Source organism: Streptomyces sp. RGM 3693 (assembly GCF_050471125.1).
Taxonomy (GTDB): Bacteria; Actinomycetota; Actinomycetes; order Streptomycetales; family Streptomycetaceae; genus Streptomyces.
The window spans coordinates 1,594,253-1,614,410 of record NZ_JBMPPQ010000001.1 but is presented as its reverse complement, the minus strand read 5'-3'; the positions used below and the strand labels follow the sequence as shown (position 1 = coordinate 1,614,410).

Here is a 20,158-nt window from a genome sequence, read left to right as displayed (position 1 = left end):
GGGCACGCCGACCGGCGTACCCGACGGCGTGCCCACAGGGCTCCTCACACCCGGGGGATGTTCCGGAGGTTGGACCGGGCCATCTGCACCATCCGGCCCACCCCGCCGTCCAGCACCATCTTCCCGGCGGAGAGCGCGAAGCCCGACACCATCTCCGCGCTGATCTTCGGCGGGATGGACAGCGCGTTGGGGTCGGTGACGACGTCGACCAGCGCCGGCCCCTTGTGCCGGAAGGCGTCGCGCAGCGCCCCGCGCAACTGCTTGGGCTTCTCCACCCGCACGCCGTACGCCCCGGCCGCCCGGGCGATCGCCGAGAAGTCGGGGTTCTGGTTGGTGGTGCCGTACGCCGGCAGCCCCGACACCATCATCTCCAACTCCACCATCCCCAGGGAGGAGTTGTTGAAGAGCACCACCTTCACCGGCAGGTCGTACTGGACCAGGGTCAGGAAGTCGCCCATCAGCATCGAGAAGCCGCCGTCGCCCGACATCGAGACGATCTGCCGGCCGCGGTCCGTGAACTGGGCGCCGATCGCCTGCGGCAGCGCGTTGGCCATCGAGCCGTGGCTGAACGAACCGATCACCCGGCGGCGGCCGTTGGGCGTGAGGTAGCGGGCCGCCCAGACGTTGCACATCCCGGTGTCGACGGTGAAGACCGCGTCGTCGGCGGCCTCCTCGTCGAGTACCGAGGCCACGTACTCCGGGTGGATCGGGACGTGCTTCTCCACCTTGCGGGTGTACGCCTTGACCACCCCCTCCAGCGTCGCCGCGTGCTTCTTCAGCATCCGGTCCAGGAACGTGCGGTCGTTCTTCTCCCGCACCTTGGGGAGGAGGCACCGCAGCGTCTCCCGGACGTCGCCCCAGACGGCGAGGTCCAGTTTGGTGCGGCGGCCGAGGTGCTCGGGACGGACGTCCACCTGGACGATCCGCACGTCGTCGGGGAGGAACGCGCTGTACGGGAAGTCCGTGCCGAGCAGGATCAGCAGATCGCATTCGTGGGTGGCCTCGTAGGCGGCGCCGTACCCCAGCAGCCCGCTCATCCCGACGTCGTACGGGTTGTCGTACTGGATCCACTCCTTGCCGCGCAGGGCGTGGCCCACCGGCGACTTCACCCGCTCCGCGAACTCCATCACCTCGGCGTGCGCCCCCGCCGTGCCGCTGCCGCAGAACAGCGTGACCTTGGCGGCCTCGTCGACCATCCGGGCCAGCGCGTCGATCTCCTCGTCCCCGGGGCGGACCGAGGGCCGGGTGGTGACCAGGGCGTGCTCGAAGGCGCGTTCGGGCGCCTGCTCGGCGGCGACGTCACCGGGCAGCGAGACGACCGCGACCCCGCTCTGCCCCACGGCGTGCTGGATCGCGGTCTGCACCACCCGCGGCATCTGCTTGGTGCTGGAGATCAGCTCGCTGTAGTGGCTGCACTCGGAGAACAGCCGGTCCGGGTGCGTCTCCTGGAAGTAGGTGGTGCCGATCTCGCTGGACGGGATGTGCGAGGCCAGCGCCAGCACCGGGGCCATGGAACGGTGCGCGTCGTACAGCCCGTTGATCAGGTGGAGGTTGCCGGGCCCGCAGGACCCCGCGCAGGCCGCCAGCTTCCCGGTGAGCTGCGCCTCCGCGCCGGCGGCGAACGCGGCGGTCTCCTCGTGCCGGACCTGGATCCAGTCGAGGGCGGCAGTACGGCGGATGGCGTCCACCACCGGGTTCAGGCTGTCCCCGACGACCCCGTAGAGCCGCCGGACGCCGGCCCGCACCAGGATGTCGATGAACTGCTCGGCTACGGTCTGCTTGGCCACGGGAAGAGCCTCCTCGAAACGACGACGAACGGCCGCGTGGACGGTGGGTGACTGCCTGGCGGCTGACGGCTGGCGGCTGGCTCTTTCCCATCAACCCATGGGGGGACGTGCTGCGCCTCCGGGGGGCAGGTTTTTCCCCGCCGCCCACCCCCTTCGGGGGGAATAGAGAGACCCAGATTCTTGTCCGATGGTTGAAGCTCGCAACCAATCTGGCGTTGTCGGGCGTGCGAACGGCCACCCTCTGTGATGCTGTTGGAGGGTGGCCGTTGGGCTGGGATGTCAGGCTGTGAGTTCAACCCCGGTGAATGTGGTGGTCGCGAGGGTCATGTTCGCGATGACTGGCGGGACGTTGAAGCATGTGGGGACCCATTCTGCGTATGCCTCTCGGTCTTGAGAGGCGAAGTCCCCGAAGAGGAAAATCAATCGGAGGTCATCCCGGTCTCCGTGGCTCTCACATGCTTCAGACACCAATCCTGAGCTTCGTCGGCGGTGGAAGTATCAACGCAGAATTCCCCGCAGTCTCCGCACTTCCCCACGTGCCGGGGACCCGACTTCCCACGGGTCTGGAGTGTCCATTGCAGGAACCTCTCCCCCACCGTCATGACGTGCCCTCCGGACGTTCCGACGCCTCACTGACCGGGCCCTGTATGGCGTCGATGCAGGCGTCAAGACCACGCTGCATCTCCTCCAACTCTTCGTCCGTCAGCTCATCCACCCACGCAGTACGGGACTTGAAATCGGCCCGCATGGCGTCGAGTTGGCGATACAACTTCGGGTACCTGACGTACCGGTTCCACGCTTCTTCTCCTCGATCGAACCACCGGGTCCAGGCCATCAGTGCTTCGCCTTCCACCTATGGGCGTGTTTCTCCAACTCCAGCGTGCACATAGCGGCAAGCGCACGCTCCCCGCGCTTCCGGTGCGCAGCCCGTTGCTTCACCAGTTCCGCGCACACGTCGCACCCTTCAACCGGCTTCGGATCCGGGAACGGGTCCGGCAGGTGCACGGGGCCACTCAGGCTGGGAGCCATCAGCACCCCACCTCCACACCGTGAATCCAACGCGGCCCCGCATCGATCCCGTGCGCCGCAAGCCACAACGCCCGACGCCGCCCCCGCCGCAACCGCCGCTCCTGGCGCTCCTCCGGCGTCAGCACGTACGGACGGAGGAAGGCCACGTCCTCACCCCGCAGCAGCCGCTGTTCGGCGGGGACGCGGGGGAGAACGAGGGTGGGGGTGTCCAGGCACTCGGTTGTGGGGACGACGCCGGCGGACCGGTGACGCCCATGAGCAGGCAGTAACGCCCGCAAAAGCGATTCGAAGATCGTTCGGATAGTGTGGAGCATGCTTTCAACCTCCATGGGGTTGGAGCCACGCCCCCGGACCGTCGCCACGGTCGCGGGGGTCTTTGGCGTTCTGGTGGCTCATCAACTCACCACAGCCCAGGTACTGTTGGACTTGTTGAACGGCTCCCGTTCAAAAACAAGGGACGCTGATCGGCTCATGGGGACCGCCATCAGGGGAGACCAGGGGCATGGTGGCTGACAACCAGCCTGAACATTTGAATCCACTTCAACGTTTTGGGTTCGAGGTCAAATCGGTCCGCCGAGGTCGCAAGATCACTCAATCTCGGCTGGCAACGGGGACCGGCTACTCGATCGCCTACGTGAGCAAGGTCGAAGCCGGGAAGGTGATGCCAAGCGAGAAGTTCGCCCGTGGGTGCGATCACGTATTCGGAACGAACGGCTTATTCGAACGCCTGCACCCGAACGGGAAGGAGGACCATCCGGCGTGGTTCGGGCCGTACGTTGACCTTGAACGCAAAGCGACCGCAATTCTGGACTACTCGTCAACCTTGCCCATGGGGATATTGCAGACGCCTGAATACGCGAGGGCGGTCGTTCGGGCCTCTCATCCACGTGCCGAACCAAGCGAGATCGAGGTCACGGTAGATGCTCGAATGGGCAGGCGCCGTGTAATGGAGCAGAAGAACCCGCCCCTACTGTGGGTCATCCTTCATGAGGCTTGCCTCAGAACGGAAGTCGGCGGACGGAAGGTACTTCGCGGGCAGCTTGACTTTCTGCTGCACCTCGCGAAATCGCCGCACATTACGATCCAGGTTCTGAAGTTCTCAGCCGGAGCGCCCCCATCTCATCTCCCGTTTACACTGCTAGAACAGCCGGACAGATCTGTCGCTCTGTATTCGGAAACGCAATATCGCGGACATGTTGCGGACTCTGAAGCGGCCATAACCGAAGCGCAAGCCGCATTCGATCGGTTGCGGGCCGTCGCACTGTCACCGGACGACTCACTAGACTTCATCGCCAAGCTAATGGAGGAATACAAGTAATGAGTGCAACCCTGAACCTCTCTCACGCAGAGTGGGTCAAGAGTAGTTACAGCGGTGGAAATGGCGGTCAGTGCATAGAGTTCGCCCGAACGTTTAATCAATCCGGGCTCATTCCCGTCCGTGACTCGAAGAACCCTTCCGGACCGGCGCTGATCTTCCCGGTTTCGCAGTGGTCGGCATTCGTCGAATCAGTCAAGGATGACCAGTTCACGGCGTAGCGCACGCACGACGCCCAACGGCCACCCTCATCACGGAGGGTGGCCGTTCGCATGCCCCGGAGCGCCAGAGAGTTGCGTGCTTCAGCCATGTCTCAGTTCTTGGGTTCTCTCTCTATTCCCCTTTCGGGGGGTGGGCGGGTGAGGAGCAGGTGAGGATCGGGCGCTACGACTCCCACACCGCCACCGCCGTGCGGTCCTTGGCGTTTCCCGCGCCGCGGGGCTGGACGGCCGTGAGGAAGTCGGCCAGGTCGGGCGGCCCGGGGACGGACCACGCGGCGGCGAGCCGGGCGGCGAAGCCCGGGTCACCGGTGTGCGGCACCGCCAGACCGGTGCCGCACAACAGCAGCACGTCCCCCGGGCGCCCCGACACGGCGCGGAAGCGGAACGCCGCCGGGGCGGGGTACGCCTCCGCCGGCGCGGCGGTGGGCTCCAGGTCCTCCCAGCCGCCGTCGCGCAGCCGGAAGAGCCCGCCCCCGCCGACGCCGAAGCACACCCGCGTCCGGCAGTCCGGGTCGGCGGGCAGCAACAGGCAGCGCAGCGCGGCCGGGTGGGCTTCCGACGCCACCGCCGGTTCCGCGGTCCGGCCGCGCAGCCTGCCGTAACCGTGGTCGGTGAGGCGTCGCAGCCCCGCCTTGAGCGCGTCGTGCCGGCCGGTGCGGAGGTCCTGCGCCAGTTGGGTGGAGTTGCGGCCGACGGCGTCACCGGCCCAGGCGCAGACGTGGCGGGCCGCGCGGTGGGCGGCCTCCCCCGTGCCGGACGGTCCGACGGCGACGGCCACCAGGAGGAGCGCGTCCCGGCCCGCCCCGAACCGGGCGGTGAGGAACGCCCCGCCCCGCACATCACCCCGTTGGCGGGCGTCGTCGCCGCGCTGCGAGACGGCCCGGACGGCGACGGAGCCGAACCGGGCGCCGTCCAGAACGGTGTCGGGCACCAGGTCGTCGAGGGCGTCCGGACCGGCCACCGGGAACGCGGAGGCGGCGGGGAGCGAGGGGACGACGAGGAGTGCAGGTGCGGCGGCCGGCGGTTGAGCGACGGGCTCGGTGCCCGTCCCGTCGTCCTGCGGCACGGCTGCCTCCGTGGTTTCCCACGGGGCGGGGGACGATGGCGGGGGCAGGGACGGGGCAGAGGGCGGTGACGGAGACGGAGGTACGGCGGGGGCGGGGGGCGGCGCCGGAGCCGTGGCCGGGCCCGTGGCGCGGAGGAGGAGCGGTTCCGCGGGGCCGGGCGGGGTCGGCGCCGGCCGGCCGGGCAGCTCCCAGGGCCGCGGCTCCCACACACTCGGCTCCCACGGCCGGGGCTCGAACGCCCGCGGGACAAATACCTCGGACGCCGGCGCCTCGGACGCGACGTCTCGCCGGGCGGTCGGATCCACGGCGGCCGGATCCCCGGCAGTCGGATCCCCGGCAGTCGATACGGCACGTGGGTCCGGCACCGCACGTTCGAAGCGCGGATCCGGCACCCCCGGCGTGACGCACGGATCCGGCACCCCCGGCGTGACGGGCGGCTGTCGCTGGTCCGGGCCGGGCGGCGGTGTGCCGTTGGCGCCCGGCGGGTCCGTGGCCGGGCGCCTCCCCACCGTCCGTAACGCGGACTCGATCCGGTCGTCGAGGGTGTCGGAGGTGGCGGGCGGCGGGCCCGCTCCGTCCTCACCGCCCGTGCCGGGACCCTCGCCGTACAGCTCTCGCCACCACCAGTCGTCCTCCCTGCCGCGGCCCGCCCCCTGCTGCTTCATGGGCCGTATTGTCCCGTGGCATACGCCACCGAAACAGGGCGCGAAAAGGGCATTCCAGGAAGCGCGTCCCGGCCGTGTCCGGCAGGCTTGGGCCATGCGGGCCGTGAGAGAGCGCAGCGTGCGAGCCGTCGTGGGGCGTGCGCCGCTCCGGGCGCGGCCGTGCGCCGGCGCCGCCGGGGTCGGCGCATGAATGCCTGGCAGTTGATCGCCGTCGGCCTCGTCCTGCTGCTCGGAGTGTTCGGGGTGTTGGTCCCCGGTCTCCCGGGGCCGCTGGTGGTCTGGGCGGGGCTGCTGTGGTGGGCGACGGCGGAGCGGTCCGCCCTCGCCTGGACGGTGTTGACGGCCGGCACCGCCGTCCTGCTCCTCAACCAGGTGCTCAAATGGCTGCTCCCGGCCCGCAATCTGCGCGACGCGGGTGCCCCCTACCGCACGCTGGCCCTCGCCGGCGTGGCCGGTGTCGCGGGGTTCTTCCTGGTCCCCGTCATCGGGTGCCCGTTGGGCGCACTCGGCGGCCTCTACGTCCTCGAACGCGTCCGCCTCGGCAGCCACGGCGACGCCCTGGCCTCCACGCGTACGGCCTTGCGCGCCATCGGCCTGAGCGTGCTGGTGGAGTTGTTCGCCTGCTTGTTGGTGGTGGGCGCCTGGGTGGGGGCGGTGATCGCGAGCTGACGCTCGGGGTCACTGCCCCGATGCCCGGGTGCCCCGGTTCTCCGATGGGGTCGGGTCCGTGACGGCGTTACACAACGGCGCCCTGTAACGGCGTTACACGTGGTGAACGGGCCATACCGGGACCGAGATCCGGAACCGGTGCCTGGCATCCGGCATCCGGCATCCGGCATCCGAACCAGGGACTGTGTGAGGTGGTGATCAACCAGGTGTCTGCAGGAGGTCGTTGATCCGGATCATCGAGGCGCGGAGGTCGAGGCCGGCGAGGTGGCTTGTGGGCGGCTTGTCGTAGCGAGTCGCGACGCCCCACCGCGCCTTGAGCTTTTCGACCGGACGCTTAAGCCCGTCAACGCGGCACAGTCGATGCCGAGCGGGCACCACGCGTCCCAGGCGGCAACGTCGATCTCCCACCGCTGCGTACACGGTGGTCGGCGGGCACGGTCAGGGGCCGGTCGGCGACCCGGCGTCGGCCGGCAGGTGGCAGGCGCCAACCAGCTTCAGGACCTCTTGCACGGCGGCGTCGGGGCCGTCCGAGCGGTGCACGGCGGCGACCGCGGTCTCCAGGTAGGGGGAATCGCCGTGCAGGGGGCGGCAAGCCACGCCCGGGATGCCCAGCGTGCGTACCTGCTCGGGGGCGAGCGCCAGGCACAGGCCGGCGGCGACGTAGCTGAGCAGCCCCGGCAGGTCGTCCGCCTGGCCGCGTGGTCGGGGCGTGAAGCCGGCCTGCGCGCAGGCGAGCGCAACCTGCTCGGCCAGCCCGGGCAGCGCGCCCGGCTTGGGCACCGCAAACTGCTCCTCGGCGAGTTCCCGCAGGTCGAGGCGTGACTTGGCGACGAGCGGATGGTGTTCGGGAAGAACCGCCACCAGCCGTTCCACGCCGATCCGCCGGACGGTCAGGCGTTCCGTGCCCGTGACGGGGAGCCGGATCAGTGCGAGGTCGAGCGTCCCGGCCTGGAGCATGTCGACCAGCTCCGCAGAGGGGTGTTGACCCAGGTGCAGCCGCAGACCGGGCAACTGCGCGTGGGTGCGGCGCAGCAGGCGCGGCAGGAAGTCGTAGCCGAGGCTGCTGATGAACCCGAGTCGGAGCTCGCCCTCGTGCCCGCTGGCGATCCGCCGGGCCCGGTCCACGGCGGCGGCCTGCGCTTCGAGCAGCCGCCGGGCGTCCTCGGCGAACGCGCGGCCGGCCGGGGTGAGCCGAGCCCCGCGCGGAAGGCGGTCGAAGAGGGTGACGTTGAGGCCGCGCTCCAGTCGCTGGATCGCCTGGCTGAGCGGTGGCTGCCGCATGGCGAGCCGCTCGGCAGCGCGGCCGAAGTGCTGTTCCTCGGCCAATACGACGACCTGCTGGAGGATGCGCTGGGTCAATTCCATATGACACAGCATATGAAAGTCGCCGGAAGGAAGTATTGGACGATATGGGGCGTCGAGGATTTGACTGGCCGTCAACGGTCCGGCGCGCGAAGCCGGCCTCGGGGGAGATCGGAGACGTGCCATGTCGACAGGACGGGAAGCGAACGGTGGCGTCGGTCCACTGCACGGCGTGCGGGTGGTCGAGCTGGCCAGCGTGATCATGGGCCCGTACGCGGCCCAACAGCTCGGCGACCTGGGAGCGGACGTGATCAAGGTCGAACCGCCGACCGGTGACCTGACCCGCCACTACCCGCCGACCCGCAGCCCCGGGATGGGGGTGATGACCCTCAACCTCAACCGCAACAAGCGCAGCGTCGCCCTCGACCTCAAGGCCCCGGGCGGCCGCGACGCCCTGCTCGCCCTCCTCGCGAGCGCGGACGTCTTCCTCACCAACATCCGCCCGCAGGCCCTGCGGCGCCTCGACCTGGCCTACGAGGACGTGGCGGCCGTCAACTCCGGCCTGGTCTACCTCAACGCCCAGGGCTTCCGCAGCGATTCCACCCTCGGCGGGCACGCGGCCTACGACGACGTCGTACAGGCGGCCTCCGGCCTGGTATGGCTGAACGAACAGGTCAGCGGCGTCCCGCACTACGTCCCCACCGTGCTGGCCGACAAGATATGCGGCCTGGTGATCGTGCAGTCGGTGCTCGCCGCGCTCCACCATCGTGACCGCACCGGCCAAGGACAGCACGTCGAGGTCCCGATGGCCGACACCATGCTGGCCTTCAACCTCGTCGAGCACCTGGCGGCGGCGACGCTCAACCCGCCCGCAGGGCCGATCGGTTACCCGCGGGCGCTCAGCCCGCGCCGCACGGCCTCCCGCACGGCGGACGGCTGGATGTGCATCCTGCCCTACAGCGACCGCAACTGGCGTGACTTCTTCGCCTTCGTCGGCCGCCCGGAACTGGCCGACGACCCACGCTTCGCGTCGTTCGCCGCGCGCGCCCGCAACGCCGACGAACTCTACGTACTGGTCGGCGAGTTCACGGCCCGGCACACCAACGCGGAATGGCAGGAGTTCTGCGACGCGACCAGCATCCCCGCCGCCCCGGTGCTGAGCCTGACGGAGGCCGCCACCAGCGCGTACGCCACCGAAGGCGGTCTGCTCCAGGAGGCCGAGCACCCCACCGAGGGCGGCTACCGCCTCATCGGCCAGCCCGTGCGCTTCTGGGCCACGCCGGCCGGCCTGCACCGGCACTGCCCGCGGATCGGTGAGCACACCGAGGAGGTCTTTGCCGAGATCGACCACCGACCGTCCGCCTGAACCCTCAACAGTCACCAACCCCCTTACCAGCGGCCCGAATCGAGGACCCGTGAACGAGCAAGCACCCCTGGACGAACAGGCAGCGCCGAACGAGCGGGAACCGCTGCGCGTCGAGCACCGGCCGAACGGCGTCACGGTGGTCACCTTCGACAACCCCGCCAAGCGCAATCCGATGACCGGGCGGCTGACCGCACAGTGGCGGCGCGCCATGCGGTCCCTGTGCCAGGACCCCGATCTGCGCGCCGTCGTGATCACCGGCACCGGCCCCGCGTTCTGCTCGGGCGCCGACCTGGGGGAACTCGCCGACCGGCACGGCCGGGGCCTCCCCGGTACCCGGGCCCGACTGTCGGACTTCTACCGGACCTGGCTGACCGTTCGTGACCTGCCCGTCCCCACCGTGGCGGCGGTCAACGGCCACGCGGTGGGCGCCGGACTGGCGCTGGCCCTGGCCTGCGACCTGCGGTACGCCGCGGCGGAGGCGAAGCTCGGCGCGCCGTTCGTCCAACTCGGCCTGCACCCGGGCATGGCCACCACCGCCCTGCTCGCGGAGGCCGTCGGCCCGCCGAGGGCACGGGAACTGCTGCTGACCGGGCGGCTGATCAGCGGAGCGCGAGCCGCCACCATCGGCATGGTGCACGAGGCACTGCCGGCCGACCAGGTGCTTCGGGCCGCGCTCGACGTGGCCGACGAGATCGCGGCCGCGGCCCCGCTGGCGGTCCGGCTGACCAAGAGCGGCCTGGCTCAGGGGCAGCCCACCGTCGAAGGGGCGCTGACCTGGGAGGGACTCGCCCAGCCGGTGACGACCACCACCGACGACTTCCGCGAGGGCATCCAGGCCCGCCGGGAGCGCCGCCGCCCGCACTTCACGGGCGCCTGACCACCACCGCCGACCGCATACCCACCACGCCACCTGAGGAGCTTCCCGATGACCTTCTCCGCCCTCGACCTCGGGGCCGTCCGACTTCCCCCCGAAGCCCGACAGTTACGACAGGAGGTGCGCGACTTCCTCGCCACGGAGCGGGCCGCCGGCACCGTCCTCGGTCGGCCCGACTCCTGGCTTACCGGCTGGGACCCCGCGTTCACCCGCCGCCTGGCCCGGCGCGGCTGGGTCGGCATGACCCTGCCGCGGACGTACGGCGGTGGCGGGCGCAGCAACCTCGAACGCTACGTCGTCATCGAGGAGTTGCTGGCCGCAGGTGCCCCGGTCTCGGCCCACTGGGTCGCCGATCGGCAGGCCGGTCCCACCATCCTGCGCCACGGCACCGAGGCACAGCGGAGCCGCTTCCTGCCCCGGATCGCCGCCGGAGCGTGCTTCTTCTCGATCGGAATGAGCGAGCAGGACAGCGGCTCGGACCTGGCCTCGGTACGGACCCGGGCGGAGCGGACCGCCAACGGCTGGCGGTTGACCGGTACCAAGATGTGGACGGGCGGCGCGCACGTCAACGACCACGCGATCGTGCTCGCCCGAACCGACGAGTCCGCGGACCGCCACGCCGGGCTGAGCCAGTTCATCGTCGACCTGCGCGATCCGCACGTCCGGGTCGAGCCGATCCGTCTCCTCAGCGGCGAGCACACCTTCAACTACTGCCACCTGGAAGGCGTCGAGCTGACCGACGACGCGCTGCTCGGGTGTCCCGGTGACGGCTGGCAGCAGGTCACCGGCGAACTGGCCCTGGAACGCAGCGGGCCCGAGCGTTTCCTGTCCACGCTGCCGCTCCTGACCGCCCTGGCGGGACAGTTGCAGCGGACCGGCGGGTGCAGTCCCGAGCAGCAGGCCCGGGTGGGCCGGCTCACCGCGCGCCTGTCGTCCATTCGGCAGCTGTCGCTGGGGGTGGCCGCGGCGCTGGCGGCCGGCCGCCCCGCCGACGTGCAGGCGGCACTGGTGAAGGACCTCGGGACCCGCTTCGAGGGCGAACTCGTCAACGAGGTCCGCGAGATCCTTCCGGTCGCCGCCCGCTTCGACGCCACCCGCGGCAGCTACCCCGAACTGCTGGCCACCGCGATCCTGCATGCGCCGGGATACACGCTGCGCGGCGGCACCAACGAAATCCTGCGTGGCATCATCACCCGAGGTCTGGAGCTGTCCCGATGAGCACCGAATCCCCCGTCGAACGCGCCGCCGACGCCCTGCCGCCGCTCGACACGCCGCCGACCACCCTGGTGGCTCTGGCGCGGGAAGCCGGCTACCACGGCACCCCGGCACCGCTCGCCGAGACGCTGCTCGTCGCGCGCCCGCTGCTGGCTGCGGCCGGGCTCGCCATCCCGGACGGCCAGCTCACCGTGGCAACCGGCCCGCTCGACGTGCGGTTCACCCACGTGGACACCGACAGCAGGGTCGGGCCGCCGGGAGCGGCCGGCACCGATGACGCCCTGCGGGTCAGCGGCACGCTGCACCGAGTGCCGTGGGCCCGGGCGGTCGAAGCCGCGGTCGTGCTGACCGAGGGCCCATGCGGCGGGCCCGTGCTCTTCCTCCTCGAAGCCGCAAAGTGGCGGCAGGTGGCGGGCACGAACCTGGCGGGCGAGCCCAGGGACGACCTCGTGCTGCTCGACGTGGCCGTCCCCGCTGAGCGGGTCCGCCGCGTTCCGACCGCACTGGTCCGGGAGGCCGAATGGCGTTCCGGCCTGGCGCGGGCCGCCCTGATCGCCGGTGCGGCACGCCGCTGTGTCGAGCTGACGGCCGCTCACACCGCCTCCCGTATGCAGTTCGGCCGACCGCTGAGCCACTTCCAGGCCGTCAAGCAGGAGGAGGCCAAGCTGGTCGAGGAGGCGGCCCTGGTCGCCGCGGCCGTCGAGGCGGCCGCGTCCGCCCTGGCCGAACCGGACTCCGCGGAGTTCACCGCGTGGCTCGCAGCCGCACAGGCCGCCGCCTCGGTGGCCGAGATCACCCGCATCGCCCACCAACTGCACGGCGCGATCGGTTTCACCGAACTCAGCCCGCTCCACCTGGCCACCACCCGCATGTGGTCCTGGCGCGACGAGGACGGCGGTGAGCGGGCCTGGCAGCAAAGGGTCGGTCGGCACGTACTGAGCGGCGACAGCGGCCGGTGGTGGCCGCAGGTGACCGGCGGCTGACCCGCGGTTCGGTCGCGCCTACGGACGCCGGCCCTCCGGCTGCAAGGAACGGAACACCTGATGGATCACCACCTCACACAGCCCCTAGCGCCCCGACCTCCACTCGACGTCCTGTCCCCCCTTCCGTTCCCTCATGTGCCGCCCCAGGGCCTGCTTCTGCTTCCAGTCGCGCCGGATCGCCGCGCGCAGCCGGGCATCGGTCTTGGCCACGATCCGCTGGTTCTCGCGCCGCAGCTTGCGGTAGCTCTCCAACCGGCGCAACGCCAACTCGCCGTTCTCCACGGCGTCTTGGACCGCACAGCCCGGCTCGGCATCATGTGCGCAGTCCTGGAACCGGCACTGCCGGGCCAGTTCGTCGACGTCGGAGAACGTCCGGGCCAGCCCGCCCGCCGCGTCCCACATGCCGACGCCGCGCAGCCCCGGCGTGTCGATCAGCACGCCGCCCCCGGGCAGCACCAGCAGATCGCGGGTCGTGGTGGTGTGCCGCCCCTTGCCGTCCTGGTCGCGGACCGCCCTCACGTCCTGCACGTCCGCCCCGACGAGCGCATTGGCCAGGGTGGACTTCCCGGCACCGGACCGCCCCAGGAGGACGGAGGTGGCACCAGCCGATACGGCGGTCAGGGTGTCGAGGCCGTCCCCGGTTGCCGCACTGACCGCCAGCACCTGCACACCGGGAGCGGCGGCCGAGACGTCCTCGACGAGGTGGCCGAGCGCGACCGGGTCCGCCACCAGGTCCGCCTTGGTGAGCACCACCAGCGGCTGCGCCCCGCTCTCCCATGAGAGTGCGGACCCATGCCCCCGTCCCTCACCCGTCGAGCTGGACATCGCAAGCGCGAGGAACCGCTCGATCCGCCCGAGGTCCAACTGCTCCGCGAGCGACACACAGATGACGATGGTGTCGATGTTCGTGGCCAGCACCTGACCCTCGGAACGCTTCGACGACGTGGAGCGGACGAAGGCCGTGCGGCGGGGAAGCAACGCTCTGACGACGCCATCGATATGGTCGCCAGCACGCCCGTTCTCCAGGTCGATCACGGCCCAGTCGCCAGTGCACGGCACCCTCATCGGGTCACTGGTCGCTACGAGGGCGGTGTCCGCCAGGACGGTCCGGATGCCTTCGCCGTCAGGCACCACGACATCCACTCGTCCGCGATCCACGCGGACAATTCGACCGGGCACATACCCCTGCCCGACATAGGGAACAAAACTCTCCACGAACCCTTCGTCCCAGCCGTAGGACGACAGCGGGCTCGATGAAGACGGAGTAGAGGAACCAGAAGAGAGATTCAAGGGAAACCCTTCACAAGGGCGGCCCCGGCACCGCGCAGAGAGCGCGGAAAGAAAGGAATCGAAGGTGTCAGCCGGAGACCGCGGAAGCGAAACTGATGATCGTCCGAGTGCGGGCAGTGCCCGTCGCAACAACAGCCATCGGTCACACCTCCTTCGTCATCCACAGCCGAAACACACGCCGACAAACAGCAACCGAACAGTCGCCGTGGCGGGTGATCCCACCCTAGCCATGCGACCGACCGGCACGCCAAGCCTTTTTCCGCGACCGGACACCACGTACCCGTCGCCACGCTTTGAAGCCCTCCACGCCTTAAAGGACGTGGATTCCAGCCTGGGTCGTCTGACCCTTCTGGGGGGTTCCTGCTTCACCGCGCTGTGCGGGCACGGATGCCCGTCTTACCGGCGCTCCACAGGCGTTTAGTCTGTCGGCCCTTCCGGCCGCCAGGATGTTGCGAGCTGCGTTGACGTCGCGGTCGTGGACGGTCCCGCACTCCTGGCACGTCCATTCGCGGACGTGGAGGGGCTTGGGGCCGTCCTTGATGCCGCAGGCAGAGCAGACCTGAGAGGTCGGCTCGAAGCGCCCGATCTTGCCGAAGTACCGGCCGTGCTTGGCGGCCTTGTATTCCAGCATCGCGACGAACGTGGACCATCCGGCGTCGTGCACGCTCTTGGCCAGGCGGGTGCGTCCGAGGCCGGACACCGCAAGGTCTTCCACGTACACCGCTTGGTTGTCGCGAATGATCTTCGTGGATTCCTTGTGGTGCCAGTCTCGGCGCCGGTCCGCCACTTTGGCGTGCTGCCGGGCGACGAGCTTGCGAGCCTTCGCCCGGTTGTTGCTGCCCTTGGCCTTGCGGCTCAAGTCCTTCTGCAACCGCTTGAGCTTGCGTTCGGCACGTCGTAGGAACTTCGGGGCGTCGATCTTCTTTCCGTCGGCCAGGACCGCGAAGTGCGACAGGCCCAGGTCGATACCAGTTTCGGTCTCCAGCTCGGGGAGGAACTCGGGGTCGGTGTCGATGACGAACGACGCCCAGTACCGGTCGGCGGCGTCCTTGGTGACGGTGACCGAGGTCGGGACGGCGGGAAGTGGTCGGGACCAGCGGACCTCAAGGTCTCCGACTTTCGCCACGTACAGCGTGCCGTTGTCGCGAAGGGTGAAGCCGTTCGCGGTGAGCCGGATCGACTGCCGGTTGTCCTTGCGGGACTGAAAACGCGGGGGCGCGACCTTCGGCCCCTTGCGCTTGCCGGTGACGGAGGAGAAGAAGTTCCGGTACGCGGTGTGCAGGTCCCGCAGGGACTGCACGAGCACGACGGAGGACACCTCACCCAACCAAGCGCGTTCCTCGGTGCGCTTGGCGGCGGTGATGACCTGCTTTTGCAGGTCAGTGTCCTTGAGGTACGGCTCCCCGGCCGCGTGGGCTTCCTGACGCGCCCGAAGGCCGTCGTTGAAGACCACGCGGGCGCACCCGAATGCCTAGGCCAGCGCACGGCGCTGCGGGGCATCCGGATAGACCCGGTAGTTGTATCGGAGCCGCACGATCGCGATCGTATCATTTGGTCTATGAGTACAGACACTGAGTACAGGCGCGGCAGACATGTGGTTTCCGCGATGCACGTGCATTTGGTCTTTGTGACGAAGTGCCGGCACGGGGCCCTGGACGACGAGATGCTGACGCGCTGCGAGGAGACCATGCGGAAGGTGTGCGAGGACTTCGAGGCGGAGCTGAAGGAGTTCAACGGCGAGCACGATCACGTACACCTGCTCGTGCACTACCCGCCGAAGGTGGCCGTGTCCTCCCTGGTGAACAGCCTCAAAGGCGTCTCCTCCCGCTACCTGCGAAAGGAGTTCACCGACCGCGTGAACCGGGCCATCATGCACGGGCACTTCTGGTCGCCGTCCTACTTCGCGGCCTCGTGCGGCGGGGCACCGTTGGCGATCATCCGACAGTACATCGAGCAGCAAAAACGTCCGCTCTAACCTACGGCTTAGAGCAGTCCTGAGATGCGCTAACCCCGCCCTGAAGGACGGGGCTTGCACGCAAGACCACTGGTCAGTCATGAAGGCCGCCGAGCCAGCGCAGGGCGGCCAGGCTCGGCAGGAAGCAGTACTCGCCTCCTCGGGTGACGACGAACCGCGGCAGCGGGGCAAGGCGTCGGCGCAGCGGACGCCGGGGAATGGTGAAGCCGGCGGAGCCGTCGTGGGATCCGGTGACGGGGTCCTTGGCGTCGTTCGCGCCGAAGAAGACGCCGTCGTTCATCCATTGCGACTGGACGAACTCGAACTGCCGCCCCAGGTGTGCGCCGACGAACGCGAACATGAGGCCGCGGTCGGCTCCGTCGTCCTCCAGCACTCCCTCGGGCAGCGACGGACCGTAGACGGTGCCGCGTCGGATCATGCGGTGGAGTCGCACCGCTCCTGCCACCGTGGCGTCGCGGGGATTGGCCCGGCGGATGTGGCTGCCGCCGGGCGTCGTGAATCCCGCCGGATCGTCGCTGTCGTACCGGAAGGTGTTACGGCGGTGCGGGTCGACGCCGAGCGCGGGATCGTCGTGCTGCGGAGCCAGCGCCAGGGGAGCACCGCTGCGCCACCGCCCCATGATCTTCGCGGCGATCAGTTCTTCGTCCTGCGGTCCGGTGGAGTTGTCCTTCAGGTACCGCCGGAACTCGGCGACCTTCTGATGGAGCTTGCGGAAGACCGCGTAACTACCGTTGCGTCCCAGCACGTTCGGCTGGGGGCTCTGCAGACCGCCCATCTCGTCGCGGTGGCCGAGGACGAACTCGCCCGCTTTCAGGGGAACTTCCAGCTGGTTGGATCCCGGGATGCCGCTGCCTTCGACGGCCGGATGGCTGATCCCGTCGCGATAGCCGAAGTGCTCGGTCTCGGTGGGCAGGGCGTAGCAGTCCTGCCGCCATATCGCCGTCACACCGGCGAGCCGGTCGTAAGCGGGGCGGGCGTGGTCGACGGCTGCCGCCAGGCCCTCGGGGTCGGGCGCGACCGCGGTGAACACCACATGGACGTCGGGGCCGCCCAGCGGTGCTTCCCAGCGCTCCGGGCGGCTGTCGCCCACGTCGCCCAGTGTTCTGGCGCGGGCCGCCATCCCCTGCCGGAACTCCCAGGCGAACGTCTCCAGTGAGGCGCGCGACACCCCCAGCGCCTCCAGGCCGCGACAGGTGACGGCCACACTCACCCAGGTCTCCCCCAGGGGGCTGACCGGGTCCGCCGCGGAGGTCACCACCGCACTCGCGCGCCGCATCAACTCCCGCCCCTGCTCCCGGTCGTCGATGCGGAAGGCGAGGTAGGTCGCCGCGTACGGCGTGGGCCGGGGACTGAGAACCCCGCGCTGGATGTCGTCGAGTTCCAACTCGTCGGCCCTGTGCACGCTCACGGTTGACCTCCCGGGACCCTACGCGGAGACGAGGTTTCGCCAGAAGCTCCGCAGGCTTTCGTCCCCGCCGAACAAGGAGCTGAAGATCGTCGAGTCCGCCAGCAGCAGATCACCGGCGCGGTCACCGCCGGGAGGCATCCACAGGAACATGTTGAACTCGGTGTTGCCGGCCTCGGTGAACGGATGCGGTCTCGACATGTCGATCGGCTGCCTGGCCAGCACGTGGACGGTGTCCGGCTCATCGGTCGTCACGTCGTAGTGCGGCAGGTGCATATGGAAGTTGAAGTTCGCCACCCCGTCGAGCCAGCCCTTCGGGTCCAGGTCCCTGACCGTGGACAGCGGGACGATCTGGTTGCCCTCGCGCGTTGCCGGGCGCAGCCCGTACCGGTTCATGACCGGCACCCCCAGACCCTGCATCAAGTCCCTGACATAGGTGGCGAATCGCTGTTGGCGGGGGACCAGGGGATCGCCGTGATGACGGTATTCCATCTCTCGTACCGAAGGATCGTCCGAAGCGCCGACGTCGTGGTGCGGGCCCAGGACGAGACGGGAATCCTCCCGGGCGAGGAACGCCCGCAGGGCCTCGATCTCCCCGGGCTGGGCCTTCTGCTCGGTGACCGTGTGATCCAGCCCGAACACGAACATGATGTCCGTGTCGTCGAGCACCCGCTCGTCGAGTGGGGTGTGGAAACCCGCCTGGTCGATGCGCTGATACACCGGGACGGGATGCCCCGTGACCTCCTCGACGAATTCCTGGAACGGCACCCAGGCCCAGAAGAACAGCTCCAGCGACCCGGCGATGCCCTGCTGGAACCGATACGGATCCGACCACTGCGGGTTCTCGTAGGCGGGCCATGCCACCCGCCTGACCTCGGTCATCGTGGAGAATCGGTTGTCCAGCTCAGCTGCGTTGCGACCGGCCTCGGCCGGATAGCTCCACGAGACATAGATGCTCACCCGGCGCCCGCCAGGGGTGTAATCCCGCGGAATGTGCCTCTGGTTGTACGTGCGCGCGGTCTTGACCTCGCTCATTTCGATCGTCTCCGAACCGGAGTGGAATGCCCGCGCGGTTTTCCGCCCTCACCACGAGCCCGGCCCAACCTTCACTGCATCTGATCGAGCATCTCCGACAGGGCGTTTTTGATCCGCAAAGCCTTCTTGATCTCGTCTGCCGTCACATACGGATACTCTCCGTACTCGATGAAGCTCGGACAGTGGTGTTCCCGTACGAAGCGCACTGCTGCCTCGGGGTTCGTCCGCCAGTCCTCGGGAAAACCTTCGAGGTTCTCGAAGGAGGTGGTCACGCCCGACTTGGTGAACAGCGCGACGGCGTCCTCGGTGTACTTGTCGAAGTCCGTGTCGAAAATCCCCTGATACATGAAGCGCGTGTCGTCGTCGAAGAGAACCCAGCGCAGGTAGTGCAGCTTCAACGGAGCGAGAAGATACGGATCCTGCTCCAGCGCCTTGGCCAAGGTGTAGCCGTATTCCCGCATCGCGTCGGCCCTGCCCGGTTTGACCTTCGCGACGATGGTGAACCCGTAGCAGGCCGGAGTTCTTGGAAAGACGGGGCCGTACTTCCCCTGTTCCAGGTCGTCGGTCTCCTTGGGAATGACGGCTGCCTGTGGCTTGATCTCCATGTCCGTTCCTCCCGCATTCCAGATTCCGGGACGGGACCACTTCCAGCGTTGCACTCGCCGGCCGGGTATGCCCGCCGGGCGGGAGGGAGACGGCCACCGGCACCCGCGCATCGGCCGACCGCTGAAGGGCACTTTCTACCGCGTCGAGTGCGGCCGGTGGCCGCGGGCCGTTTCCACGCCGCCTGACCAGCACGTTGGCGCCTATGGAGGGAGTAACTCGCCGGAAGGCCGCCGGCGGCGTTCTCGACGTCAGCTTGACTGGTCGCCGGCGTCGGCACCACCGCCGAGCAGCGGCATGCGGCCGGTCACGCGCGGCAGATGATCTCCCCGTGCAGAACACTCAGCCAGCCGTCCGGGTCGGCGGCCCAGGTGCGCCAGGCGTCCGAGATGCGGCGCAGGTCGTCCTCGGTGGCGAGGCCGTCGCGGCGGACCTGGTCGGCTATGGCCGAGTCCAGGATGCGGTCGGCCCACATGCCGCCCCAGTGGGCGCGGTCCGCGTCGTCGGCGTGGCACCAGGTGCTGGTGCTGGGGGTGATGTCGGTGAACCCGGCCGCCCGGGCCCAGGCCAGCAGGCGTCGCCCGGCGTCCGGCTCGCCGCCGTTGGCCCGGGCGCACCGCTGGTAGAGGTCCATCCACGACTCGTGCTGTCCGTGGGTGTACGTGGCCATAGCCCCGCTTCGCCGTCACCAAGGGAGGCGAGTACCTCTTCATGCCCGGCATCCGCGCCCTGAACTGGCTGGCCGAACTCGACACCTGAGCAGCGGGCCAGGCACCGAGGCGCGGCTCCACCCGGGCAACGGCACATCCGCAACGCCCTTGGAAGGATCGCCCGCCATGACCACCCACACCGAGAAGCAGGCCCGCCCCGGCCTCCGGTCCGGCCGGACCAACGAGTTCACCCTCTTCTTCAACGTCAAACCCGGCCACGGGCAACAGATCCGCGAGGTCTTCCAACAGCCGGGATTCGAGGACCGCCGCAAGGAGATCAGCGCCCGCATCGGCACGCTCCACGACGCGCGCTGGGTCCTCTTCGACGACGACGCCCGGCTGATGTTCGCCACGAACTTCGACGGTGACTGGGACGCCTACATCGACGACTTCGCCAAGTACATCCCCGACGTCTTCGACGCCATCCTGCAACACACCGAGGACTACCCCGGCATCGCGGACCCCGACATCAAGGACTTCATCGTGGCCCACCAGGTCACCGCATGCTCGTACTCCCGCACCATCCCCGACGCCACCGTCAAGGACCTCAAGAAGGCGCTGGCCGTCAACGAGGCGTTCCAGAAACTACTCGACACGGCGAGCTGACCGTAGGGCAAAGGCTCCGCCTGACGGTCACGAAGGATCCG

The 20,158-nt window shown here is 69.2% G+C and carries 18 protein-coding genes and 1 pseudogene; 9 read left to right on the top strand and 10 right to left on the bottom strand.

The features are described 5' to 3' along the window. Window positions 1-44: 44 nt before the first annotated feature. Both ACO0M4_RS06785 and ACO0M4_RS06780 read right to left on the bottom strand, forming a co-directional pair. Window positions 45-1,787, bottom strand: a complete 1,743-nt coding sequence (locus ACO0M4_RS06785; protein WP_430368780.1) for a pyruvate dehydrogenase — start codon at window positions 1,785-1,787, stop codon at window positions 45-47. A 598-nt stretch (window positions 1,788-2,385) separates the two neighbouring features. Then, window positions 2,386-2,640 carry a hypothetical protein gene (locus ACO0M4_RS06780; RefSeq protein WP_430368778.1) on the bottom strand — a complete coding sequence of 85 codons (255 nt, stop codon included), beginning with the start codon at window positions 2,638-2,640 and terminating at the stop codon, window positions 2,386-2,388. A gap of 678 nt (window positions 2,641-3,318) precedes the next feature. Here ACO0M4_RS06780 and ACO0M4_RS06775 point away from each other — a divergent pair. Then, window positions 3,319-4,134: a helix-turn-helix domain-containing protein gene (locus ACO0M4_RS06775; protein ID WP_430368777.1), complete on the top strand. Its 816-nt coding sequence runs from the start codon at window positions 3,319-3,321 to the stop codon at window positions 4,132-4,134. Further along, window positions 4,134-4,352, top strand: coding sequence for a DUF397 domain-containing protein (locus ACO0M4_RS06770; protein WP_430368776.1), 219 nt, complete (start codon window positions 4,134-4,136; stop codon window positions 4,350-4,352). Before ACO0M4_RS06775 ends, ACO0M4_RS06770 begins: the two co-directional genes overlap by 1 nt. 163 nt (window positions 4,353-4,515) lie before the next feature. Here ACO0M4_RS06770 and ACO0M4_RS06765 read toward each other — a convergent pair whose 3' ends face one another. Then, the gene (locus tag ACO0M4_RS06765; protein ID WP_430368775.1) at window positions 4,516-5,418 is read right to left on the bottom strand and encodes a protein phosphatase 2C domain-containing protein; all 903 of its coding nucleotides are present in this window, start codon (window positions 5,416-5,418) and stop codon (window positions 4,516-4,518) included. Between the two features lie 852 nt (window positions 5,419-6,270). Here ACO0M4_RS06765 and ACO0M4_RS06760 point away from each other — a divergent pair. Further along, window positions 6,271-6,753, top strand: coding sequence for a DUF456 domain-containing protein (locus ACO0M4_RS06760; RefSeq protein ID WP_430368774.1), 483 nt, complete (start codon window positions 6,271-6,273; stop codon window positions 6,751-6,753). Window positions 6,754-7,191: 438 nt separating this feature from the next. Here ACO0M4_RS06760 and ACO0M4_RS06755 read toward each other — a convergent pair whose 3' ends face one another. After that, entirely contained in the window at window positions 7,192-8,118 is a 927-nt protein-coding gene (locus ACO0M4_RS06755; RefSeq protein ID WP_430368773.1) for a LysR family transcriptional regulator, read from the bottom strand. Between the two features lie 121 nt (window positions 8,119-8,239). On the opposite strand from ACO0M4_RS06755, the gene ACO0M4_RS06750 reads away from it, so the two are divergent. From ACO0M4_RS06750 to ACO0M4_RS06735, 4 genes are read left to right on the top strand one after another with little or no spacing between them, the layout of a single operon-like run. Then, on the top strand, window positions 8,240-9,421 hold the full coding sequence (locus ACO0M4_RS06750) for a CaiB/BaiF CoA transferase family protein (protein WP_430368772.1): 1,182 nt from the start codon (window positions 8,240-8,242) through the stop codon (window positions 9,419-9,421). Between the two features lie 49 nt (window positions 9,422-9,470). Beyond that, complete coding sequence (locus tag ACO0M4_RS06745; protein ID WP_430368771.1) at window positions 9,471-10,298, top strand: enoyl-CoA hydratase/isomerase family protein; 828 nt, start codon at window positions 9,471-9,473, stop codon at window positions 10,296-10,298. Between the two features lie 48 nt (window positions 10,299-10,346). Then, window positions 10,347-11,513 carry an acyl-CoA dehydrogenase family protein gene (locus ACO0M4_RS06740; protein ID WP_430368769.1) on the top strand — a complete coding sequence of 389 codons (1,167 nt, stop codon included), beginning with the start codon at window positions 10,347-10,349 and terminating at the stop codon, window positions 11,511-11,513. Further along, the gene (locus ACO0M4_RS06735; RefSeq protein WP_430368767.1) at window positions 11,510-12,493 is read left to right on the top strand and encodes an acyl-CoA dehydrogenase family protein; all 984 of its coding nucleotides are present in this window, start codon (window positions 11,510-11,512) and stop codon (window positions 12,491-12,493) included. Before ACO0M4_RS06740 ends, ACO0M4_RS06735 begins: the two co-directional genes overlap by 4 nt. 84 nt (window positions 12,494-12,577) lie before the next feature. On the opposite strand, the gene rsgA is transcribed toward ACO0M4_RS06735, so the two are convergent. Further along, window positions 12,578-13,783 carry a ribosome small subunit-dependent GTPase A gene (gene rsgA / locus ACO0M4_RS06730; protein WP_430368765.1) on the bottom strand — a complete coding sequence of 402 codons (1,206 nt, stop codon included), beginning with the start codon at window positions 13,781-13,783 and terminating at the stop codon, window positions 12,578-12,580. Window positions 13,784-14,093: 310 nt separating this feature from the next. Then, window positions 14,094-15,317 (bottom strand): annotated as a pseudogene (locus ACO0M4_RS06725) (RNA-guided endonuclease InsQ/TnpB family protein). 24 nt (window positions 15,318-15,341) lie between these two features. Between ACO0M4_RS06725 and tnpA the strand changes: the two are divergent. Next, the gene (tnpA, locus tag ACO0M4_RS06720; RefSeq protein ID WP_430368764.1) at window positions 15,342-15,758 is read left to right on the top strand and encodes an IS200/IS605 family transposase; all 417 of its coding nucleotides are present in this window, start codon (window positions 15,342-15,344) and stop codon (window positions 15,756-15,758) included. Window positions 15,759-15,831: 73 nt separating this feature from the next. Here the strand turns inward: tnpA and ACO0M4_RS06715 are convergent, their stop codons facing one another. The 4 genes from ACO0M4_RS06715 to ACO0M4_RS06700 form a co-directional block, all read right to left on the bottom strand. After that, window positions 15,832-17,166, bottom strand: a complete 1,335-nt coding sequence (locus ACO0M4_RS06715; protein WP_430368762.1) for a Dyp-type peroxidase — start codon at window positions 17,164-17,166, stop codon at window positions 15,832-15,834. A gap of 18 nt (window positions 17,167-17,184) precedes the next feature. Further along, window positions 17,185-18,198 (bottom strand): hypothetical protein, encoded by a 1,014-nt coding sequence (locus tag ACO0M4_RS06710; RefSeq protein WP_430368761.1) that lies wholly within the window; start codon window positions 18,196-18,198, stop codon window positions 17,185-17,187. A 71-nt stretch (window positions 18,199-18,269) separates the two neighbouring features. Continuing rightward, window positions 18,270-18,803, bottom strand: a complete 534-nt coding sequence (locus ACO0M4_RS06705) for a hypothetical protein (protein ID WP_430368759.1) — start codon at window positions 18,801-18,803, stop codon at window positions 18,270-18,272. Window positions 18,804-19,108: 305 nt separating this feature from the next. Next, complete coding sequence (locus ACO0M4_RS06700) at window positions 19,109-19,471, bottom strand: hypothetical protein (RefSeq protein WP_430368757.1); 363 nt, start codon at window positions 19,469-19,471, stop codon at window positions 19,109-19,111. Window positions 19,472-19,637: 166 nt separating this feature from the next. On the opposite strand from ACO0M4_RS06700, the gene ACO0M4_RS06695 reads away from it, so the two are divergent. Next, window positions 19,638-20,117: a hypothetical protein gene (locus ACO0M4_RS06695; RefSeq protein WP_430368755.1), complete on the top strand. Its 480-nt coding sequence runs from the start codon at window positions 19,638-19,640 to the stop codon at window positions 20,115-20,117. The last annotated feature ends 41 nt before the right edge of the window (window positions 20,118-20,158 follow it).